A 21547-nucleotide genomic window follows, 5' to 3' on the forward strand; every position below is an offset into this window, starting at 1 on the left:
CGCCCGCAGTCTCCGTCCGCACGTCACCGCCTGTCAACGGCTCCCCTGACCGGGGCCGGCGGACGTCCGGCCCCGCACCCCGCGCACCTCGGGCCCGGGCCCGGTCAGGTCGACTCCCGGTGGACGGCGGCGGCCGCCATCAGGTCGTGCCGCTCCGTGACCTCCGACGGCTCGCGCACCGCGTGGTCCACCAGCGAGGCCAGATGGGCGCCGGTCGGCATCTCCAGTCGTACGGTGCTCAGTCGGGGCCGCAGCAGTCGCCCGATCAGCAGGTCGTCGGCGCCGATGACGGCCACGTCCTCGGGGACGCGGAGCCCCTCGTCCTGGAGGGCCCGCATCAGCAGCATCGCGTACTCGTCGTTGTACGCGAAGGCCGCGTCCAGCCCGAGCCCGCGCCAGCGGGCCGCGAGGGCCGCGGCCGATTCCTCGGAGTAGGCCATCGGCAGGGCGGAGACCTCGGCGCCGTCGACCGAGCGGGCGCCCGCCAGCCGGGGCACGGAGAACAGCTCCAGGCCCTCCTCCTCCGGGACCACCACGCCGATCCGCCCCCGTCCGCGCTCGACGAGGTGGGCGGCGGCCCGGACGCCGACCTCCTGCTGGTCCATGACGAGCGCGTGTGCTCCGGGCACTCCGGCGGGCCCCATCGTGATCACCGCGCGGGCTCCGGCCCGCTTGAGGGTGGCGACGTTGCGCGCGGAGAGAGTGATCTCGCCGAGGGAGATCACGGCCACCGGACGCAGTTCCGCCCAGGCGCGCACGGCCTCGTCGCCGGTGAGCCCGAGGCTCCCGTACTGCACCACCGTGTAGTCGAGGCGGCGCAGCGCCCACTGGAGTTCGTTGAGGAAGGTGCTGTAGAGGGGCCCGACCGGCACGTGGGAGGTGGGCAGCAGGACGATCCTGGTGTGTCCGGCGCGCAGGCTGCGGGCGGCGGCGTGCGGGACGTACCCGAGCTCCTCGGCGGCCTCGTGGACCTTGCGGCGGGTCGGCTCGCTGATGCGTACGGCTTCCGCGTTGTTCAGCACGTACGAGACCGTCGCGCGCGAGACGCCGGCGAGGCGGGCCACGTCGGCGCTCGTCGGAACGGGGGGCGGCGGCGGGGTGGCCGATCCGGAGGCCGGGGTGGGCGGCTTCGGCGATTTCGATGACTGAGACATTGCCGTGGCATCTTTCCAGACCGATCACGCCCGAGGGCTAGCGGATGGCCGGAATCGGATGCTACACAATGGTTACACGAGTCATTGACACGTGTAACTGCGGCGTCACATCCCTCTACGACCGATGTGTCGACGCCGCGCCCCGCCGTGCCGCCGCCCTGCCGCGCTCCGTCGCACCCCCGCCGTCGCGACAGGGCGGCGCGCACCCCACCGCGCTCCACCCCGCACCTCCTCCTCCCCTCGTCCGCCCGCATCCGCCCAGGAGGGCACCGTGGCCCTTTCCTCCCCCGGCACCGGCTCCGCCGCAGCCACCACCGACGAGTCCCCCGGACCCGGCACCGGACCCGGACCCGCACGGCGCGGCCTGCTCCCCCTTCTGCTCGTCGGCAACAGCGCCATGTACGCCCTCTACATCGGCGTGGCCGGCGTGCTGCTCGCACTCCAGGTCGAGGACGTCGACCCGGCGAACAAAGTGGCGAACTTCGGCCTGATAGCAGGGGTCTCGGCGATCTTCGCCACGGTCTTCAACCCCGTCGCCGGCGCCCTGTCCGACCGCAGCGGACGGCGCAACCCCTGGATCCTCGGCGGTGGGCTCGCCGCCGTACCCGCGATGTTCCTGCTGGGCCTGGCCGACACGATCCTGCTGATCACGATCGCCTGGTGCCTCGGGCAGGCCGTCATGAACGTCTACCAGGCGGCCATCACCTCCGTGGTCCCCGACCGGGTCCCCACGGACGCCCGCGGCAAGGCCTCCGCGGCCGTCGGCCTCGGCCTGCCCTTCGGCTCCGCCCTCGGCGCGCTCATCGGCGCGGCCTTCTCGGAGGACTACCGCACCGGCTACCTCGTCTTCGGCGCGCTCGTCGCGGGCGCCGCGGTGCTCTTCACCGCATGCGGTCGCGAGCAGCGGCTCCCGGCCCGCGCCCCGATGCCCGTCAAGGACCAGCTCGCCGCCTTCACGGGCGCGCTGAGCGACCACGACTTCCGGTGGGCCTTCATCGGGCGGGCGCTGCTCGTCCTCGGCTACTTCGCCGTCAGCGGCTACCAGCTCTACGTCCTCCAGGACCACACGGTGCTGCCCGACGGCATGGAGCCGGAGGCCGCGGTGGCGGTGCTGATGCCGCTGACCAGTGTGGCCATGGTCCTCTCCACGGTCATCGGCGGCTACCTGTCGGACCGGTTCGACCGCCGCAAGCTCTTCGTCGGCGCTTCCGCGCTGTTGTCTGCCGTCGCGCTCGTCATCCCGGCCGTCTCGACCAGCTGGACCGCGATGCTGTCCTTCGCCGCGGTCAACGGGCTGGCGTTCGGGTGCTACATGGCGGTGGACACCGCCCTGGTGACCATGGTGCTGCCCAAGGCCGAGGACGCCGCCCGCGACATGGGGGTCCTCAACGTCGCCAACGCCGGCCCGCAGATCATCGCGCCGTTCGTCGCCTCGGTGATCGTCTCGTTCAGCGGCGGGTACACCGCGCTGTTCGTCGTCGCGGCCGTGCTGGCCGTGGCGGGGGCCCTTGCCGTGAAGCCGATCCGCAGCGTTCGCTGAAGCCCCGGCCGGCTCCCTCCGCGCCCTCCGCGCCCTCCCCGCTCGTCCACCCGATCGACATCCACCGCCGAGAAAGGCCCACCGTGCACCTGCACACCCAGACCTGGGGCGAGGGCGACCGCATCGCCCTCCTGATCCACGGCATCATGGCCGACCACCGGACCTGGCGCCGGGTCGGCCCCGCCCTCGCCGACCACGGCTACCGCGTCATCGCCGTCGACCTGCGGGGCCACGGCGCCAGCGGGCGCGGCGCGTACGGCCCCGAGCTCTTCGCGGACGACGTGGTCGAGACGCTCCCGGCCGGCGCCGAACTCGCCATCGGCCACTCCCTGGGCGCTCTGACCCTGTCGCTCGCGGTGGACCGGCTGCGGCCGGCCCGGGCGGTGTTCTCTGACCCCGCGTTCCATCTGGGCGCCGCGGCCGACGGCATCGGCCCCGAGCTGCTCGCGCAGTTCAAGACGGCGTCCAAGGAGCAGGTACGGGCGATGAACCCGCGCTGGGAGGAGGTGGACGTCGACATCGAGCTGGAGACCCTGGCGGTCTGGGACGAGCGGACCGCGCTGAGCCTGGCACCGCTGGTCGGCACCGATCTGATGCCGCCCGCACCGGTGGTCCCCTCCCTCGTACAGCTCGCCGATCCGAGCGTCCTGATCGACGAGGAGCGGGCGCAACTGCTCAAGGGCCGCGGATTCGAGGTGCGTTCGGTCGCCGGAGCGGGACACACGATCCACCGGGACGACTTCGACGGGTTCATGGCCTCTCTGGAGGGCTGGCTCTAGAACTGCCCGGCCACTCCCCACTACGGTCTACCTACCGACCGGTAATGGGGAGTGGTACGCGATGTCCGATTCAGCTGTTCCGACGGTCTCCGGCCTGGTCGACATGGTCGGCGCACTCGCCGAAGGGACCGTTTCGGCGCGGCGGTTGACCGAGGAGGCGCTGCGCCGGATCGCCGCGGCCCAGCCGGAGCTCAACGCCTTCCGGACCGTGCGCGCCGAGGCCGCGCTCGCGGAGGCGGACGCGGCGGACCGGCGGCTGGCCGCGGGCGAACGGCTGCCGCTGCTGGGGGTACCGCTGGCGGTCAAGGACGACATGGACGTGACCGGTGAGCCGACAGCGTTCGGCTGCGCGGGCCCCTTCCCCCCGAAGACCGCCGACAGCGAGGCGGTACGAAGGCTGCGCGCGGCCGGCGCCGTGATAGTCGGCAAGACCCAGACGCCGGAGTTGGGGCAATGGCCCTTCACCGAGGGCGAGGCCTTCGGCGAGACCCGCAACCCGTGGAACCCGGCCTACACGCCCGGCGGCTCCTCGGGCGGCTCGGCCGCCGCCGTGGCGGCGGGCCTGGTCCCGGCCGCCCTGGGCTCGGACGGGGCCGGCTCGGTCCGGATCCCGGCGGCCTGGACCCATCTGGTGGGGGTGAAGCCCCAGCGCGGGCGCATCTCCACCTGGCCGGAGCCGGAGTCCTTCCACGGGCTCACCGTCAACGGCGTTCTGGCCCGCACCGTCGCCGACGCGGCGCTCCTGTTGGACGCCGCGAGCGGCCCGCACCCGGAGGACCTGCACCGCCCGGCTCGGATCTCCGCCGTCGAGGCGACCCGCCGCACGCCCCGTCGGCTGCGGATCGCCCTGTCCTTCGCGATGGCCTTCACGGCGACGCCCAAGTCCCTGGACCCGGAGGTCCGGTCCGCCGTGGAGCGGCTGGCCGCGCGGCTGGAGTCGCTGGGCCACGAGGTGATCCCGGAGGACCCGCGCTACGGACCGATCGGACTGACCTTCGTACCCCGCGCGACCAGTGGCGTACGGGACTGGGTGGCGCGGGTGCCCGATCCCGCGCTGCTGGACCCGCGCACGCACGAAGCCGTACGGACGGGCCGCGTCCTGGGCGGGCTCGCGCTGCGGGCCTCCCGCCGGGCGGAGACGGTCCTGCGCCGGCGGGTCGGCGAGGTCTTCGACCGCTTCGACGTGGTGCTGACCCCGACGACGGCCACCCCGCCCCTGCGGATCGGCGCCCTGGCCGGGCTGGGGGCCATGGCCACGGACCGGGCGATGATCGCGGCCTGCCCGTACGCCTGGACGTGGAACGTGCTGGGCTGGCCGGGGGTGAACGTCCCTGCGGGCCTCACGGCCGACGGACTGCCGATGGGAGCCCAACTACTGGGCCCGGCCGATTCGGAGCCGCTCCTGTTGGGACTGGCCGCGCAGCTGGAGGCGGCGGAGGGCTGGGCGGCGGTGCGGCCGGGTCGGTAAGCGGCACGGCCCTCCCTTGATGTAAGTTCCCATGAGGAACTATCAAGTGCCACATCACCGGAAGGGGCGACGCGACCCATGGTTCAGCAGACGTGGACGGCCGTTGACGACTACTTCGACGGACTGCTGGTCGAAGAGGACGAGGCCCTGGTCGCCGCGGCCGCCGCCACCGAGACAGCGGGTCTCCCCGCCCACCAGGTGGCCCCCAATCAGGGCAAGCTGCTGAACCTCCTCGCCCGCGTCCGCGGCGCCCGCCGCATCCTGGAGATCGGCACCCTGGGCGGCTACAGCACCATCTGGCTGGCCCGCGCGCTCCCGGCCGACGGACGGTTGGTCACGCTGGAGGTCGACGAGCGGTGCGCCGACGTCGCGGCGACCAACATCGCCCGGGCCGGGCTGGAGCACGTCGTCGAGATCCGGCGCGGCCGCGCCGTCGAGCTGCTGCCCGGACTCACCGGCGAAGCGCCGTTCGACCTGGTCTTCATCGACGCCGACAAGCCGTCCAACCCCGAATACTTGGAGTGGGCCCTCAAGCTCACCCGGCCCGGCAGCGTCATCATCGGCGACAACGTCGTGCGCGACGGCGCCGTCGTCGACGCCGACAGCTCCGACCCCCGCGTGCAGGGCGTGCGCCGGTTCACCGAACTCATCTCCGAGCAGCCGCAGTTGACCGCCACCGCCCTGCAGACCGTCGGCAGCAAGGGCTACGACGGGCTCGTCCTGGCCCTGGTCACCGACTGACCCCTGACACGGGCGCGCAGGCCCGCCTCCTCCACCAAGGCCGCGGGAACCAGTAGCCTCGCCCGGATGACGGCACTTTCCCACCACGGCAACGGCCACACCGAGCAACCGGGCCGCGACGGTTCCACGGCCACCACCGAGGCCGATCCGCGCGCCATCGGACCGGTCCGGACGGAGTACGCCCCGGATCCCGACGGCGATCCCGACCCCGGCGAGATCGTGTGGACCTGGGCCCCCTTCGAGGAGAACGACGGGCGCGGCAAGGACCGTCCCGTGCTGGTCGTGGCCCGGGAGGCGGGTGGGCGGACCCTGCTCGCCGTGCAGCTGTCGAGCAAGCGGCACGACCACGACCGGGAGTGGGTGCCGATCGGAACGGGCCCGTGGGACAGCGCCGGACGCGAGTCCTGGGTGGACGTGGACCGGGTGCTGCGGGTGCACGAGGCGGGGATGCGCCGCGAGGCCTGCGCGCTCGACCGCGGCCGCTTCGGTCTGGTCGTGGACCGGCTTCGCGAGCGCTACGGCTGGCAGTGACCCGCAGGTCCGGGCGGTGGTCACGGTCAGAACCGCGGCCACCGCCCGGACCGTACCGACCTCCCGTGTCCCTGATCCGGACCGCCCTGGACACCCCCTAGGGTGAGCCCCGTAGGCGGACACAGGGAGTAGCGGGCATGCGAATAGAACGACACAGGGTGAGCGAGGCGGCCCTGGCGGCGGTGCGCGAGGACTTCGCGAACAAGATGATCTCGGACGTGTACTCCAGGTCGCGTGCCGGCCAGATCGACGCGTACGACTGGTGGGACATCACGCTGCGGTTCCTCGACGGACTCGGCGCGTTCTCGACGGTGACCCCCGACCTCGACACCCCCGAGGCGAAGGCGATCCTGGCCGACGCAGCCGAAGCGGCCGTCGGCACCGTGTCGTTCGCCGCCTACCCGAACGCGTCCTTCCACATCTTTCTCAACTACGTCAACTTCGGCCGCGACTACGACTCCGGGGCGGGGGGCAGCCCGCAGCCGGTCAGCGCCGCGCGCTGGATCGACGCGTTCTGCGTGGCGATCCTCGCCGACAAGACCGAACGGCACGGCGAGGCCTTCCACTTCGCCCGTACGGCACCACAGCGGGCCGGCGGGCCCGGGCTCCCGCCGGTGGAGCTGATCAACGGCCTGCTGGCGTACGTCAGCGGGGACATCGGGGTCGAGTACCAGAAGTTCCCGCCCTCCCCGCAGGAGAAGCTCGCCGCGCTGGATGCCGCGCTCGCCCGGATCGCCGACCGGCACGCCCGGGCGGGGGCCGGAGCCGACAGGACCGGAGCGGCCGACCCCGCCACCGGCGCGCTGCGCGCCCTGCGCGCGCTGGCCGCCCGGGACCGGGAGGCCTTCGCCGCCGAGCTCGCCGCACTGCTGCTCCCGTACTCCTACCTGGATGACCCCCGGGCCGAGCCGCGCACCCTGCTGCCCGTGCTGCCGCTGGCGCTGGCCGCGCTCGGCTACCGCCGCGAGGGCTGGTTGCCGCCCGTCGAGTCGGCGTACCTGCCGCGGGCTCTGGTCACCGGCTTCGAGGCACCGCCGCCGCGCGTGGGGCCGTACGGGCGCGAGCGGCGTGCGGACGCCGTAGCGGCGCTGGCCACGGGCCCCCTGGTCGTCGAGCGCCCCGAGATGCCGGACTGTGCGGCGCACGCCGACCACCTGGTGCGCAACCTGTACGAGGCCGTCCGCGCGGGGGCCGGTTCCGAGGGCGCCGTCCGCCCGGACCAGGCGCTCGCCCCCGGGTCCTGGTACCAGTCCCTGAAGCACGCCCTGATCACCGGCAGCCGCGCGGAACTCGCCCCGCTCGTCCTCAGCGGCCCCAACGCCCTGCAGGAGGACCGTTCCGCGCACGCCTCGTACCGGCAGGCCCTGCACGACTACCTGCGGGGCGAGGACCCGGAGCCCGCCACCGACCGGGCCGTCGCCGAGGTCGGGCAAACCCTGGAGTGGGGCTTCCACCCAGCTCCGGCCGTGCTCTTCTCCCAGCTGGTGGAGGGTGACGAGGAGAGCTTCAACCTGGCCCTGGCCGATGCCCTGGAGGCCCACCGGGACTACTACTCGGTGAGCGACCGGCTCTTCGGCGGTGGGGCCGAGGCCGCGGTCGACTTCGACGTCCTGGCCCTGGCCTGCCACGCCCGCCGCCGGGGCTGGCGGATCCGCGTCTCGTCGCCCTATCTGCCGGAGAGCCTGCTGGGGGCGGCGCGCCCGTTCTGAGGGCGGCGGGGCCCCGCCGCCCCCGCGCCTCAGGCCGGGAAGGCCCGCTCGAAGGCCTCGCGGGTGGTGGGGTCGCGGTCGAGGATGCCGAACACCACCTGCTCGAAGACCCCGGCGAACCGGTCCCCGAGCAGTCCCCGGAAGGCCTCGGCCACCTGGGCCGGGTCGTTCTGGAACACCCCGCAGCCCCAGGCCCCCAGCACCAGCCGCCGGTACCCGTGCAGCGCCGCCACCTCCAGGACGAGCTCCGCGCGCCGCGCCAGCGCCGCCGGGATCTCGGCGGTGCGCTCGGGCTCCTGCCGCCGGATGGTGCCGGCGTTCGGCGCGGGCGAGGTGAGGAAGCCGACCCGGAACGGGGTCTCCAGCAGATCGCCCCGGTCGTCGCGGAAGACCGGGACCCCGGGCGAGTGAATCACCCGGTCGGTGTAGAAGGTGCTCCGCTCCGCACGGTGCACCTCGTAGTACTCCGGAGCCTCGAGCAGGGTCTCGTACAGGGCCGAGGCGCGGCACAGCGCCTCCTCCTGAGCCTTGGCCCCGCGGACGTAACCGCCCCCGGGGTTACGGGCCGAGGCGAAGTTCAGGACCGCAACGGGAGCGGGATCCGGGTGGTCCGGGGTGGCGGTCGCGAGCCTGCGGGCGGCGACGGTGCTGCTCTCGCCGGTGACCTCGACGACGGTCGCGGCGTCGCCGGAAGCAACCTCCTCATCTGGAATGACCCGGTTTGGTCCATATATCCTGGTTCCTGCCTTGGCTTCCGCCAGGGCGGCGGCCAACGGAACCTGCCGTCCCGACCGCGTCCGGTACCCGCCGGCCGCCAGGATCTCCGCGTTCTCCCGCGCGATCTCGCGCAATCTGCTGCTCACGCCGCCATCTTCCGCACAGCGATTCCCGGCGGCAAAGGGTTTTGTGCCGCGAGGAGGGGTAGGCACGGGTGATGTCACGACCGACGACAGGAGACGAGGACCCGGTCATGCCCCAGGACCCATCCGCTCCCCCACCCCCACCCGCGCCCGGCCCGACCCCCGTGCCCTCGATCAGCGAGACGCAGGCCGAGGACCTGATCCACGGCATCTGTTTCAAGACCGGCCCGCCCCGCCTCCTCGGCGCCGAGCTCGAATGGCTGGTCCTGGACGCCGAGCGGCCGGAGCAGCCCCTGCCCCCCGAGCGACTACGGGCCGCCCACACCGCGGCCCGCGCCCTGCCCCTGCACGCGCGGGTGACCGTCGAACCGGGCGGCCAGCTCGAACTCAGCTCGGCCCCCGCCACCTCCCTCAGCGGTTGCGTGGACGACCTACAGGCCGACCTCACCGCCGTCCGCGCCGCCCTGCTGGCCCAGGGCCTGGTCCTGCGCGGCCTCGGCAGCGATCCCCGCCGCCCGTACCGGCGGCTGCTGAGCAGCCCGCGGTACGACGCCATGGAGGCCTACTTCGACCGCACCGGCCCGGCCGGGCGCGCCATGATGTGCGCCTCCGCCTCCGTGCAGGTCTGCGTGGACGCCGGGTACGAGGAGCCGGGCGTGCTCGGCCACGGCCGGCGCTGGCGGCTCGCGCACCTGCTGGGTGCGGTCCTGGTGGCCGCCTTCGCCAACTCCCCCGCGCACGAGGGCCCGTACGCCGGCTGGCGCTGTGCCCGGCAGGGGATCTGGAGCGACCTGGACAGCCGGCGCGCGCTCGCCCCGCCGCTGGACGCGGAACCGCGTGCCGCGTGGACCCGACAGGCCCTGGACACCGAAGTGATGTGCGTCCGGTCCTACGAGGACGACGGCCCTTGGGAGACCCCGCCCGGCACGACCTTCCGCGACTGGCTGCGCACGGACGGACACCCCGCGCTGCGCCCGCCCACCGCCGAGGACCTGGACTACCACCTGACCACGCTCTTCCCGCCGGTCCGGCCGCGCGGCCACCTGGAACTGCGGATGATCGACGCGCAGTCCGGCGACGACGGCTGGCTGGTCCCGGTGGCCGTCGTACACGCGCTGTTCGACGATCCGGAGGCCACCGAGACCGCGTACCGGGTGGCCAAGGGACTGGCCGACTTCTACGGCGGCCACCCCGCGCCGCGCAATCCGCTCTGGCGGTCGGCCGCCCGGCACGGCCTGGCCGATCCGGAGCTGCGGGCCTCCGCGAAGGCCTGTTTCCGGGCCGCGGTCGAGGCCCTGCCCAGGCTCGGCGCGAGCACGCACGTCCGGGACACGGTCGGCGCCTTCACCGAACGCTACGTACTGCGCGGCCGATGTCCGGCCGACGACTCATCCACACAGGTGCTCACCGGAAAAGAGGTCCGCCGATGACCACCGGATCCCCCTCCGCCTCCACCTCCGAGTCCGACTCCCGTCTGCGGGAGCGGGCGGCCGCCGCCCTGACCGCGGCACGCATACGCACGGCCGGCCTCACCGACGCCGTGACCGACGAGGACCTCACCGCCCAGCACTCCCCGCTCATGTCGCCGCTGGTCTGGGACCTGGCGCACATCGGGAACCAGGAAGAACTGTGGCTGCTCCAGCGCGTCGCCGGGCGCGAGTCGATGCGCCCCGAGATCGAGCCGCTCTACGACGCCTTCCAGCACCCCCGTGCCGAGCGGCCCAAGCTGCCGCTGCTCGGGCCCGCGGAGGCCCGCCGGTACGCGGCCGACGTGCGCGGCCGGGTCTTCGACCTGCTGGAGAAGACGCCGCTGGAGGGCAGCACCCTGCTCGACGACGGTTTCGCCTTCGGGATGATCGCCCAGCACGAGCAGCAGCACGACGAGACCATGTTGATCACCCATCAGCTCCGGCGGGGCGCGCCCGTGCTGACCGCCCCGGAGCCGGACGGCCCCTACGATCGTCCGTCCGCCGCCGAAGTCCTCGTCCCCGGGGGCCCGTTCACGATGGGCACCTCCGCCGAGCCGTGGTCGCTGGACAACGAACGCCCGGCACACGTCCGGGACACCGCGCCGTTCTGGATCGACACGGTTCCCGTGACCAATGCCGCGTACCTGGCGTTCATCGCCGACGGCGGCTACCGCGATCCGCGCTGGTGGGCGGCGCCGGGCTGGGAGCAGATCCGCGAGCACTCCATCGAGGCCCCGCTGTTCTGGCACCGGGAGGCCGGCCAGTGGCTGCGCCGCCGCTTCGGGGCGATCGAGCCGGTGCCTGACGAAGAACCGGTTCTGCACGTGAGCTGGTACGAGGCGGACGCCTACGCCCGTTGGGCGGGGCGGCGGCTGCCCACGGAGACGGAGTGGGAGAAGGCCGCCCGGCACGACCCGGCGACCGGCCGCTCCACCCGCTACCCGTGGGGCGACGCCGACCCGACGCCCGCGCACGCCAACCTGGGGCAGCGGCACCTGCGCCCGGCGCGCGCGGGCAGCTACCCGGCCGGCGCCTCCCCGCTCGGGGTGCGCCAGCTGATCGGCGACGTGTGGGAGTGGACCTCCTCCGATTTCCTGCCGTACCCGGGCTTCCGCGCCTTCCCGTACCGGGAGTACTCGGAGGTGTTCTTCGGCCCGGAGCACAAGGTGCTGCGCGGCGGCTCCTTCGCCGTGGACCCGGTGGCCTGCCGGGGCACCTTCCGCAACTGGGACCTCCCGGTGCGGCGACAGATCTTCTCCGGCTTCCGGACCGCGAGGGACGTCTGATGTGCCGTCATCTGGCCTACCTCGGACCGGTGGTGGCGCTCGGGGAGCTGCTGAGCGGGCCGGAGCATTCGCTGGTGCGCCAGTCCTGGGAGCCGCGCCGCCAGCGGTCCGGGACGGTCAACGCCGACGGCTTCGGCATCGGCTGGTACGCGGAAGGGGACCCGGTGCCCGCCCGCTACCGGCGGTCCGGGCCGATCTGGGGCGACCTGACCTTCACCGATCTCGCCCGGGTGGTCCGCAGCGGGGCCGTGCTGGCCGCCGTACGGGACGCCACGGACCCCGGGGCCGACGGGGAGGCGGCCGCGGCGCCGTTCGCGGACGGGCCGTGGCTGTTCAGCCACAACGGCGCGGTGCGGAACTGGCCCGGGTCCGCCGCCCCGCTCGCGGCCGGGCTACCGCCCGCGGAACTGCTCCGGTTGGCCGCGCGCACCGACTCGGCGCTGGTCTGGGCACTGGTCCTGCACCGGCTGCGGGCCGGGGACGACCTGGGCACGGCGCTCGCCGAGCCGGTCCGGGAGCTGGCCTCGGCAGCTCCCGGCTCCCGGCTGAACCTGCTGCTCACGGACGGCGTCACGATCGCCGCGACGGCCTGGGGCGATTCGCTCTGGTACCTGGCCGACGCGGACCAGCGGCGCACCGTGGTGGCCTCCGAGCCGTACGACGACGACAGCCGGTGGCGCGAAGTGCCCGACCGGACCCTGCTGACCGCCACCCGCACCAGGGTCGAACTGACCCCGCTCAAGGAGAACTCCCTGTGAACGACTTTCAGTTGACCCGTACGCTCGACGAGAACGCCGCGGAGACGGCGCTGCGTGCGGATGTGTTGCACGGGCTGACGCACTCGCCGAAGGTGCTGCCTCCCAAGTGGTTCTACGACGCGCGGGGCAGTGAGCTCTTCGAGGAGATCACCCGGTTGTCGGAGTACTACCCGACGCGCGCGGAACGGGAGATCCTGCTGGAGCGGGCGCGGGAGATCGCCACCGAGAGCGGCGCCCGCACCCTGGTGGAGCTGGGCTCCGGGTCCTCGGAGAAGACCCGGCACCTCATCGAGGCGATGCCCGCGCTGGACACGTACGTGCCGGTGGACGTGAGCGAGAGCGCGCTGCGGGGGGCGGCCGAGACGCTGCTGGCGGAGCATCCGGGGCTGCGGGTGCACGCCCTGCTGGCCGACTTCACGCGTGCGCTGCAACTGCCGGACTCCCCCGGGCCCCGGCTGGTGGTGTTCCTGGGCGGCACGATCGGGAACCTGCTGCCGCCGGAGCGGGCGGTGTTCCTGGCGTCCGTACGGGCGATGCTGTCGCCCGGGGACGCACTGCTGATGGGGACGGACCTGGTGAAGGACGAGGCCGTGCTGGTGTCGGCCTACGACGACGCACGGGGGGTGACGGCCGAGTTCAACAAGAACGTGCTGGCGGTCATCAACCGGGAACTGGGGGCGGACTTCCACACGGCCGACTTCGCGCACGTGGCGGTGTGGAACGAGGAGCAGGAGTGGATCGAGATGCGGCTGCGGGCCCGGTCGGAACTGGTGGTGAAGATCCGGGCGCTGGATCTGGTGGTGCCGTTCGCGGCGGGTGAGGAGATCCTGACGGAGGTCTCCGCGAAGTTCCGTCAGGAGGGCGTGCGCAAGGAGCTGGCGGCGGCGGGGCTGGAACTGACCCAGTGGTGGACGGACGCGGCGGGCCGGTTCGCGCTGTCCCTGTCGGTCGCCGACGGCGTGGCCGGCTGAGCGGGGACGCCCGGTAGCAGGTCCGGGGCGGGGGTCGCGGCCCGCGCCCCGACGACGGCCCGCTGAGCGGCTGCCGCGAGGTCCCGCCGGTGCGCGTACCGGCCCGGCGGGATCCGCGGCAGCAGCCTGACCTCGGCCCGCACCCCGCGGGCCCGGGCGATCCGCCACAGCGAGGCGGTCAGCGGGTCGTCCCCGACGAAGGCGGGCGCCCCGGCCGGATTCCCGTCGCGGCACAGGTAGGTGAGCCGCAGCGGCTGTACGGGGACCCGGGCGTCCAGGGCTGCTTGGAAGGCGGCCCGGCGGAAGGTGCCCTGGGCCCGCCCGCACCACGTCGAGCCCTCGGGGAAGACGGTGACCCGGTCCCCGGCCAGCAGCGCGCCGGTGACGGTCCCGATGGTGGCGGGCAGGGCACGGATCCGGTCGCGCTCGATGAACAGGGTGCCGGCCCGTCCGGCGAGGCGGCCGAGCACGGGCCAGGCCCGGATGTCGCTCTTGGCCAGCATCCGGCAGGGCAGCACGGCGGCCACCAGCGGGATGTCCAGCCAGGAAATGTGGTTGGCGACCAGGAGCCGGCCGCCGCCCGGCCCCGGGCTGCCGTGCACGGTGATCCGGATGCCGAAGGCCCGTACGAGCGCGGTCGACCAGGCCCGTACCACCGTGTGCCGGGGGCCGGCCGGCAGCAGCCGGACCGGCGGGGCGCCCAGGATCCCCAGCAGGATCAGGGCCACGGCGGCGGCGAGTCTGAGCACCGCCCGGGGAACGCTCGCGGTGTCCCCTCCGTGCCCGGCGCAGGCTTCGGGGGTGCAGGGCGAGGTGGGCAGCCAGACGCTCATGCGCCCGGGACGAGCGAGCGGAAGTGCTTGAGGTAGCGCGGGTTGGTCCGGCGCAGGGAGAGCAGGACGTACAGGTCGGCGCAGCCGAACTCGGCGTCGAGGGCGGGCTCGCCGCACACCCAGGCGCCGAGGCGGAGGTAGCCGCGCAGCAGCGGGGGCAGCTCCATGCGGTCGGGGAAGGTGATGCCCTCGGGGCTCCAGGGGAGGTGGGGGGTTACCCGGTACTCCTCGGGGGCGAGGCTGCGGGTCAGGGCGGTCTCCCTGGTGGCGGCGGCCAGGACTCCGCCGTCGGCGAGCGGTATCGAGCAGCAGCCGGCGAGCCAGTTGTGCCCGGTGCGGTCCATGTAGTGGGCGAGGCCGGCCCAGATGAGGGCGATGACGGCGCCGTTGCGGTGGTCGGGGTGGACGCAGGAGCGGCCGACCTCGACGAGGTCGGGGCGGATGGGGGCGAGGGCCGAGAGGTCGAATTCCCCCTCGGAGTAGAGGCGGCCGGCGACGGCGGCGCGCTCCGGGGGCAGCAGCCGGTAGGTGCCGACGACCTGCTCGGCCTCCTCGTCGATGACGAGGAGGTGGTCGCAGTACGCGTCGAAGGCGTCGGCGTCGAGGCCGGGCTCGGGCCCGTCCAGTCGGGCGCCGAGCTCGCCGACGAAGACCTGGTGGCGCAGCCGCTGGGCGGCGCGCACCTCGTCCTCGTCGCGGGCGAGGCGGACGGCGTAGCGCGGTCCTTCGGAAGGCGCGCCGGGCGCCGCGGCCGGGTCCCTGACGGGGGCGAGGCGGGTGGCGGGCGCGGGTGAGGGGGCCGGCGCCGGGGCGGTGAGGGGGGACGGGGACAGGGGTGCGATCGTCATGGCGGCTCCTGATCCGGGCACGGAGGGCCTGGCCCGCAGGTGCGTGGCCTGGCTCCTTTACTTCTTCCGTGACCGGCTGGATTCGACATGACCGCTCAGCGGCCCTTGGATGTGCGGACGCTGAACTCGGCGTACCCCCGTCCCGGCGGCGGCCGGGGCTCCGGCTCAGCGGTCGGAGCTGAGGACCTTGCCGATCTCCTCGGAGGCGGCGCGGGCGGCCTGCTTGGGGTCGCGGCCGGTGAGCACGGCCGTCATGAAGGGCTTGATCGGGTTCTTCGCCTCGACCTCGGCCCAGCGGGCGGAGGTGGGGGTGGCGCGGCCCTGGGCGGCGCCGGGAGCCATGGCTGCCGCGCCCTCGTTGCCCTCGACGGCGCGCGCGAGGGTGGTCTTGTTGGGCACGTAGCTCATCGTGCGCGCGAGTTCGGTCTGCCACTTCTCGCTGACGAGGGCCGTGATCACGTCCACGGCGCCCTTCCGCTGTCCGGTCCGCGCCGGGATGATCAGGTCGGAGCCGCCGGTGAAGACGGCCCCCGCCTTGTCGGAGGTCTTGCCGGGGATCGGGAAGAAGCCGAGCTTGCCCTTCAGGGCGGGGTTGGCCGCCTCGATCTCGGCGGCCTGGCCGGGCGGGGCGATGATCTGGGCGACCTGGCCACGGGCGAAGACCTGCGACTGAGGGGGCGTCTCCTCGTCGGCGCCCTTGGGCCCGTCGCCGAGGGCCTGGAGCTGCTTGTAGAAGTCCATGCCGGCCAGGGCCTTGTCGTCGTCGAGCCCGCCGACCCACTTGCCGTTGGTCTCGACGGCGAGTTCGCCGCCCTCGTCCCAGATGAAGCCGGCGAGGACGTACCAGTTCTGACCTGCGAGGTAGATGCCCTGCTGGTCGCCCTTGTCGAGCTTCTCGGTGGCCTGTATCCACTCCTGTCGGTTCTTGGGCGGGGTCTTGATGCCGGCGCTCGCGAAGAGGTCCTTGTGGTAGATGACCACCCGGTTGGCGGCGTACCAGGGGACTCCGTACTGGGCGCCGTTGATGGTTCCCGGGTCGGCGAGGCCCTTGAGCCAGTCCTTGCTGCCCCATTCGCGCAGGCCTTCGAGGGTGAGCTCTTCGAGGCCGCCCTTCTCGATGTACGTGGCGACCTGGGTGTTGCCGACCTCGATGACGTCGGCGCTCTCCTTGCTCGTGCCGTCGAGGACGGCGTTGACCTTGTCGCCGATGCCCGTCCACTCCTGGATCTTGACGTCGAGGTCGATGCCGGGGTGTTCCGTCTCGAACTCCGCGGTGAACTTGGCTGTGAAGTCCTCCGGTGCGCTGCCCTTCATCAGCCAGAGCGTGACCTTCTGCGGCCCCCCGGCCGTGTCGGCCGACCCGCTGCAGCCCGTGAGGGCGGTAGCGGCCGCGAGGGTTGTGCACACGGCGAGGAAGCGCATCTTCAAGAGGGTCACCTTCTGGGTTCGGTCTCAGATGGCTCGAAATTGGCATAGACCAATGGGCCGGTCAAGGGTCTTTCGCTCGGGACTGTTCGCCCAAAGTTCGCGGACCGGCCCTTACTGGGGCACCGTAGAACCAGGCAAAAGCCACCCACTGTCGGGAGACCTCCATGTCCAATCACACGTACCGGGTGACCGAGATCGTCGGCACCTCCCACGAGGGCATCGATCAGGCCATCCGCAACGGGATCGCCCGGGCGGGCCAGACCGTGCGGAACCTGGACTGGTTCGAGGTGGTTCAGGTACGCGGCCACATCGAGAACGGGGAGATCGCCCACTACCAGGTGGGGCTCAAGGTCGGCTTCCGCCTCGAGGGCGAGGACTGAGCCCCGCCCCCGGTCGCCTCACGTCCGCCCGTCGACCTCCTGGGCGGACTCCAGCTCGGGCGCGTCCGCCGCCCAGTCGGCGAGCACCACCCGGAATCCGGCGGCGCGCGCGGCCTGGCAGACGAGCTCGTCGTCGTCGACGAGCATCCGCACCTCCCGGCCCCGGGAGATCCGCCGCAGCACCTCCAGCTTGGTGGTGCGGGCCGGCCGCCGGTCCTGGTTGCCGCGCATGAACAGCCGCCCCTCGGGCAGGTCGTGCCGGGCGAGCCAGTCGAGCGTGTCCGCACGGCACCGCTCGGGGCGCCCGGTCAGGTACACCACCTCGCAGTCGACCGCGCTCTCCACGGCCAGCGCGACCCCGCGCGCGAGCGGCGGGTCGGCCGGGGCGGCGGCGAAGAAACCGGTCCAGTCCCGGGGCCGGCGCTCCAGGAAGCCCTGGCGATGGCCGGTGTCCGCAAGGGTGTTGTCGAGGTCGAAGACGGCCAGCGGCCGGGTGGTGTGCTCACTCATCCCGTCAGCGTAGGAGAGCCGTACGGGGAATCCTCACGGCCGCCGGGCGTTGAGTCCTGTGTGATCCGAAAACTCTCGATACTCGACCGCTCGCGCACCCGTCAGGGCCACCCGGCCCCGCAGGCCCTGCGCGACACCGTGGCGCTGGCCCGGACGGCCGAGGAACTCGGCTACCACCGCTTCTGGGTCTCGGAGCACCACAGCGTTCCCGGCGTCGCGGGCTCGGCGCCGACGGTACTGGCCGCCGCCGTCGCCGGAGCGACGCACCGGATCCGGGTCGGCACGGGCGGGGTCATGCTGCCCAACCACCAGCCGATGGTGGTGGCGGAACAGTTCGGGGTCCTGGAGTCGCTGTTCCCCGGCCGGATCGACATGGGCCTCGGCCGTTCGGTCGGCTTCACGGGCGGCATCCGGCGGGCGCTGGGCCGCGACACCGGCGACGCCGACCGCTTCGAGGAACAACTGACCGAGCTGCTGGGGTGGCTCGACGGCACCCAGCGGGCCCACCCCGAGGTGCACGCCCGCCCCGCCGAGGGGCTGCGGATCCCGGCCTACGTCCTGGCCACCGGGGAGGGCGCCCAGATCGCCGCCCGGGCCGGACTGCCGCTGGTGGTGGGCGACCTGCGGGCCCTCGGCCGGGTGGGCGAGCTCGCCCGGGCGTACCGCGAAGAGTTCCGGCCCTCCGCCCGGACGGTGGAGCCGTACGTCGTGGTCTCGGGCACGGTGGCGGTCGCGGCCACCGAGGCGGAGGCCCGCCGCATCCTGGTCCCGGAGGCCTGGGCCCTCACGCACTCCCGTACCCGGGGCAGCTTCCCGCCGCTGCGCCCGGCGCAGGAGATCGAGGCGCTGGAGATGACCCCGAAGGAGCGCGAGCTCTACGAGGGCGCCCTCGCCGGGCACGTCCACGGCACGGAGGACCAGGTGGCGGCGCAGCTGTCGGAGGTCGCGGACCGGACCGGCGCGGACGAACTGCTGGTCACCACCTCCACGTACGACCGCACGGCGCTACTGGACTCCTACGCGCGCCTGGCCCGCATCGCGGGCCTCTGAAGGCGAGCCTTTAAAATAGGACGAATGCACCAGGCCACCGGTACCCCCGCCCCTCCCCCCGCGTCCCTCGACCCCTACGTACGGGTCCGGGGCGCCCGGGAGCACAATCTGCGCGGCGTCGACGTGGACATCCCGCGCGACGCGCTGACCGTGTTCACCGGGGTCTCCGGCTCCGGGAAGAGCTCGCTCGCCTTCGGCACGCTCTACGCCGAGGCCCAGCGCCGGTACTTCGAGTCCGTGGCCCCCTACGCCCGGCGCCTGATCCACCAGATCGGCGCACCGAAGGTGGATTCGGTCACCGGGCTGCCGCCTGCCGTCTCGCTGGAGCAGCGCCGCTCCTCCCCCGGCTCCCGCTCCTCGGTCGGCACGGTGACCCTGCTGTCCAACTCCCTGCGGATGCTGTACTCGCGGGCCGGGACCTATCCGCCGGGTGCGGAGCGGCTCGACTCCGACGCCTTCTCGCCCAACACCGCCGCCGGGGCCTGCCCGTCCTGTCACGGGCTCGGCCGGATCCACCGCACCAGCGAGGAACTCCTCGTTCCCGACCCGCAGCTGTCGATCCGTCAGGGCGCGATCGCCGCCTGGCCGGGCGCCTGGCAGGGCAAGAACCTGCGGGACATCCTGGAGACCCTCGGCCACGACGTGGACCGGCCCTGGCGGGAGCTGCCGGCGAAGGACCGCGAGTGGATCCTGTTCACCGAGGAGCAGCCGGTGGTGACCGTGCACCCGGTGCGGGAGGCCGAACGGATCCAACGGCCCTACCAGGGCACGTACATGAGCGCCCACCGCTACGTCATGCGGACCTTCGCCGACAGCAAGAGCGCCACCCTGCGGGCCCGCGCCGAGAAGTTCCTCGCCGACTCGCCGTGTCCGGTGTGCGAGGGGCGGCGGCTGCGCCCGGAGGCCCTCGCCGTGACCTTCGCCGGGCGGACCATCGCGGAGCTGGCGGCGCTGGCACTGACCGACCTGGACGGCGTACTGGCCTCCGCGCCCCTGGACGGCGAGGCGGCGCGGGTGCTCGCCGAGGACCTGCGCTCCCGGATCGGGCCCGTCACGGAGCTGGGGCTGGGCTATTTGAGCCTGGACCGGACCGCGCCGACCCTGTCCGCGGGCGAGCTGCAGCGGCTGCGGTTGGCGACGCAACTGCGGTCGGGGCTGTTCGGGGTCGTGTACGTGCTGGACGAGCCGTCGGCGGGGCTGCACCCGGCCGACACCGAGGCGCTGCTCGGCGTACTGGACCGGCTGAAGGAGGCCGGGAACACGGTCTTCGTCGTGGAACACCATCTCGATGTGGTGCGGCACGCGGACTGGCTGGTGGACGTGGGGCCGCTGGCCGGCGAGCACGGCGGGCAGGTGCTCCACAGCGGGCCGCCGCAGGAGCTGGCCGGGGTGGCGGGGTCGGCGACGGCCCGACACCTGTTCGCGGCGCGGGAGCCGGCCGCGGCCCCCCGGCAGGTGCGCGCGGCGACCGGGGCGGTGCGGTTGACCGGGGTGGACCGGCACAACCTGCGGGAGCTGGAGGCACAGTTCCCGCTCGGGGTGTTCACGGCCGTCACCGGGGTGTCCGGGTCGGGCAAGTCCACGCTGGTGGGACAGGTGCTGGCCCGGGAGGTCGGCGAGCGGCTCGCGGAGGCGGACTACCCCGTGCGGCGGCTGGTGGAGGTGGACCAGAAGCCGATCGGCCGGACGCCTCGGTCCAACCTGGCCACGTACACCGGGCTGTTCGACGTGGTGCGCAGGCTCTTCACGGCGGCTCCCGAGGCGCGGGCGCGCGGCTGGAAGGCGGGCCGGTTCTCCTTCAACGTGCCGGGCGGCCGCTGCGAGACCTGCCAGGGCGAGGGTTTCGTCTCGGTGGAGCTGATGTTCCTGCCGAGTACGTACGCCCCGTGCCCCGAGTGCGCGGGGGCCCGGTACAACGCCGAGACCCTGGAGGTCCGGTACGCGGGCCTGAACATCGCGGAGGTGCTGGGCCTGACGGTGGAGTCGGCGGCCGCCTTCTTCGCCGATGTCCCGGCGGCGGCGCGCAGCCTGCGGGCGCTGGAGGAGATCGGTCTGGGTTACCTGCGGCTCGGGCAGCCGGCCACGGAGCTGTCCGGCGGCGAGGCCCAGCGGATCAAGCTGGCGACGGAACTGCAGCGGCTGCGCCGGGACCACACGCTGTACCTGCTGGACGAGCCGACGACCGGGCTGCACCCGGCCGATGTACGGGTACTGCTGCGGCAGTTGCACGGGCTGGTGGACGCCGGGCACTCGGTGGTGGTCGTGGAGCACGACATGGAGGTGGTCGCGGGCGCGGACTGGGTCATCGACCTCGGTCCGGGCGGCGGCACGGCGGGCGGCCGCGTGGTCGCCGCGGGCACGCCGTCGGAAGTGGCCTGCGCACCGGGCAGCCGCACGGCCCCGTACCTGGCGCGGGCCCTCGGGTCCGACTGAGACCTGCCGGTGGCGGTCCACGTTCGCGGCGGAGAGGGGATCAGTACACTGCCCTCTTTGCGTCAGGCCGCGGAGGGGCGGGTTCGGAAGTGGCATTCACAGGGCAGCGCGGCGTCCGGATGACCTCGAGGGAAGTCGTCGAGGAATACGGTCGAGGGCGGCGGGACTTCACCTATGTCGAGGTGGCGAAAGCCGATTTCTCCGGCATGAACCTGGAGGGCATCCGCTTTTACGGGGCACGGCTGACCGGGGCCGAATTTGCCGGCACCTCGCTGCTCCACGCCCAGTTCAAGGACGCCGACCTCACGGAAGCCGACTTCACGGGATCCACGCTGGCCGTCTCCGACCTGATAGGAGCGCGCTTCAGGGGCACGGTGTTCAGCCGTGTCGATTTCACCGGCGCCGCCCTGGACGGAGCCGACTGCACCGGCGCCGACTTCAGGGGAGCGTTCCTGAACAGCGTGAAGGTTGAGGGTGCACATTTCAGCGGGGCCAGCTTTGACGGGGCAAGACTGAGTCGTGCGAACCTGAGCAACACGGATCTCGGGGCCTTGTGCGGGGCGAGAAACCTCCGGCACGACAATCCCTGCTCGATCGACGCCCATGCCGTCATGAAGTCGTACGGCCACCCCGAACTGTACAAGTTCATGCTTCGTTGCGGCGTCCCCGCCCTCTTCGCCGAAAGCATGATCGATTGCGCGCGAACACTCGGAGGGTGACGCACCACCGGCGCCCGCCGGGACGTGGTGCGCCTGCTCCAGCAAGGTCCGTGCCGCGGCGCCGATAGCGGCCGGCCACG

20 protein-coding genes are annotated in these 21547 nt (G+C 73.2%); 14 read left to right on the forward strand and 6 right to left on the reverse strand.

Annotated features, from left to right (window positions below):
- Window positions 1-104: 104 nt before the first annotated feature.
- A complete protein-coding gene (locus OG386_RS08240) occupies window positions 105-1154 on the reverse strand; it encodes a LacI family DNA-binding transcriptional regulator (RefSeq protein WP_328787509.1) in 1050 nt (349 codons plus the stop codon).
- Window positions 1155-1425: 271 nt separating this feature from the next.
- Between OG386_RS08240 and OG386_RS08245 the strand changes: the two genes are divergently transcribed.
- The 6 genes from OG386_RS08245 to OG386_RS08270 all read left to right on the forward strand — a co-directional run bounded on the left by OG386_RS08245 (window position 1426) and on the right by OG386_RS08270 (window position 7922).
- A complete protein-coding gene (locus tag OG386_RS08245) occupies window positions 1426-2694 on the forward strand; it encodes an MFS transporter (protein WP_328787510.1) in 1269 nt (422 codons plus the stop codon).
- 83 nt (window positions 2695-2777) lie between these two features.
- Window positions 2778-3473, forward strand: a complete 696-nt coding sequence (locus OG386_RS08250) for an alpha/beta fold hydrolase (protein WP_328787511.1) — start codon at window positions 2778-2780, stop codon at window positions 3471-3473.
- A 61-nt stretch (window positions 3474-3534) separates the two neighbouring features.
- Window positions 3535-4941 carry an amidase gene (locus tag OG386_RS08255; protein WP_328787512.1) on the forward strand — a complete coding sequence of 469 codons (1407 nt, stop codon included), beginning with the start codon at window positions 3535-3537 and terminating at the stop codon, window positions 4939-4941.
- Between the two features lie 78 nt (window positions 4942-5019).
- Window positions 5020-5682: an O-methyltransferase gene (locus OG386_RS08260; RefSeq protein ID WP_328787513.1), complete on the forward strand. Its 663-nt coding sequence runs from the start codon at window positions 5020-5022 to the stop codon at window positions 5680-5682.
- Window positions 5683-5748: 66 nt separating this feature from the next.
- Window positions 5749-6213, forward strand: a complete 465-nt coding sequence (locus tag OG386_RS08265) for a type II toxin-antitoxin system PemK/MazF family toxin (RefSeq protein WP_328787514.1) — start codon at window positions 5749-5751, stop codon at window positions 6211-6213.
- 137 nt (window positions 6214-6350) lie between these two features.
- A complete protein-coding gene (locus OG386_RS08270; protein WP_328787515.1) occupies window positions 6351-7922 on the forward strand; it encodes an immunity 49 family protein in 1572 nt (523 codons plus the stop codon).
- A gap of 29 nt (window positions 7923-7951) precedes the next feature.
- Here OG386_RS08270 and OG386_RS08275 read toward each other — a convergent pair whose 3' ends face one another.
- Window positions 7952-8785: a TIGR02452 family protein gene (locus OG386_RS08275; protein ID WP_328787516.1), complete on the reverse strand. Its 834-nt coding sequence runs from the start codon at window positions 8783-8785 to the stop codon at window positions 7952-7954.
- A 107-nt stretch (window positions 8786-8892) separates the two neighbouring features.
- Between OG386_RS08275 and egtA the strand changes: the two genes are divergently transcribed.
- Genes egtA through egtD form a run of 4 tightly spaced genes read left to right on the forward strand, consistent with a single transcriptional unit; the run spans window position 8893 to window position 13266 of the window.
- The gene (egtA, locus tag OG386_RS08280; RefSeq protein WP_328787517.1) at window positions 8893-10212 is read left to right on the forward strand and encodes an ergothioneine biosynthesis glutamate--cysteine ligase EgtA; all 1320 of its coding nucleotides are present in this window, start codon (window positions 8893-8895) and stop codon (window positions 10210-10212) included.
- Window positions 10209-11537, forward strand: a complete 1329-nt coding sequence (egtB, locus tag OG386_RS08285) for an ergothioneine biosynthesis protein EgtB (protein WP_328787518.1) — start codon at window positions 10209-10211, stop codon at window positions 11535-11537. The genes egtA and egtB overlap by 4 nt, the downstream gene beginning before the upstream one ends.
- Window positions 11537-12295 carry an ergothioneine biosynthesis protein EgtC gene (egtC, locus tag OG386_RS08290; protein ID WP_328787519.1) on the forward strand — a complete coding sequence of 253 codons (759 nt, stop codon included), beginning with the start codon at window positions 11537-11539 and terminating at the stop codon, window positions 12293-12295. The genes egtB and egtC overlap by 1 nt, the downstream gene beginning before the upstream one ends.
- On the forward strand, window positions 12292-13266 hold the full coding sequence (egtD, locus tag OG386_RS08295; protein ID WP_327381801.1) for an L-histidine N(alpha)-methyltransferase: 975 nt from the start codon (window positions 12292-12294) through the stop codon (window positions 13264-13266). Before egtC ends, egtD begins: the two co-directional genes overlap by 4 nt.
- On the opposite strand, the gene OG386_RS08300 is transcribed toward egtD, so the two are convergent.
- The 3 genes from OG386_RS08300 to OG386_RS08310 form a co-directional block, all read right to left on the reverse strand.
- Window positions 13149-14099, reverse strand: coding sequence for a lysophospholipid acyltransferase family protein (locus OG386_RS08300; RefSeq protein WP_328787520.1), 951 nt, complete (start codon window positions 14097-14099; stop codon window positions 13149-13151). The genes egtD and OG386_RS08300 overlap by 118 nt on opposite strands.
- Window positions 14096-14947 carry a GNAT family N-acetyltransferase gene (locus tag OG386_RS08305; RefSeq protein ID WP_328787521.1) on the reverse strand — a complete coding sequence of 284 codons (852 nt, stop codon included), beginning with the start codon at window positions 14945-14947 and terminating at the stop codon, window positions 14096-14098. Before OG386_RS08305 ends, OG386_RS08300 begins: the two co-directional genes overlap by 4 nt.
- Window positions 14948-15112: 165 nt before the next feature.
- Window positions 15113-16375 carry an extracellular solute-binding protein gene (locus OG386_RS08310; protein ID WP_443053155.1) on the reverse strand — a complete coding sequence of 421 codons (1263 nt, stop codon included), beginning with the start codon at window positions 16373-16375 and terminating at the stop codon, window positions 15113-15115.
- Between the two features lie 164 nt (window positions 16376-16539).
- Between OG386_RS08310 and OG386_RS08315 the strand changes: the two genes are divergently transcribed.
- Window positions 16540-16755 carry a dodecin gene (locus tag OG386_RS08315; protein ID WP_030663252.1) on the forward strand — a complete coding sequence of 72 codons (216 nt, stop codon included), beginning with the start codon at window positions 16540-16542 and terminating at the stop codon, window positions 16753-16755.
- Between the two features lie 18 nt (window positions 16756-16773).
- Here the strand turns inward: OG386_RS08315 and OG386_RS08320 are convergent, their stop codons facing one another.
- Window positions 16774-17265 carry a phosphatase domain-containing protein gene (locus tag OG386_RS08320; protein WP_328787522.1) on the reverse strand — a complete coding sequence of 164 codons (492 nt, stop codon included), beginning with the start codon at window positions 17263-17265 and terminating at the stop codon, window positions 16774-16776.
- Between the two features lie 60 nt (window positions 17266-17325).
- Between OG386_RS08320 and OG386_RS08325 the strand changes: the two genes are divergently transcribed.
- The 3 genes from OG386_RS08325 (at window position 17326) to OG386_RS08335 (ending at window position 21467) form a co-directional block, all read left to right on the forward strand.
- The gene (locus OG386_RS08325) at window positions 17326-18315 is read left to right on the forward strand and encodes an LLM class flavin-dependent oxidoreductase (protein WP_328787523.1); all 990 of its coding nucleotides are present in this window, start codon (window positions 17326-17328) and stop codon (window positions 18313-18315) included.
- Window positions 18316-18339: 24 nt separating this feature from the next.
- Window positions 18340-20748 carry an excinuclease ABC subunit UvrA gene (locus tag OG386_RS08330; protein WP_328787524.1) on the forward strand — a complete coding sequence of 803 codons (2409 nt, stop codon included), beginning with the start codon at window positions 18340-18342 and terminating at the stop codon, window positions 20746-20748.
- Window positions 20749-20837: 89 nt separating this feature from the next.
- Window positions 20838-21467 (forward strand): pentapeptide repeat-containing protein, encoded by a 630-nt coding sequence (locus OG386_RS08335; protein WP_328787525.1) that lies wholly within the window; start codon window positions 20838-20840, stop codon window positions 21465-21467.
- The last annotated feature ends 80 nt before the right edge of the window (window positions 21468-21547 follow it).

Origin of the sequence: Streptomyces sp. NBC_00273 (genome assembly GCF_036178145.1) — a bacterium.
GTDB lineage: Bacteria > Actinomycetota > Actinomycetes > Streptomycetales > Streptomycetaceae > Streptomyces.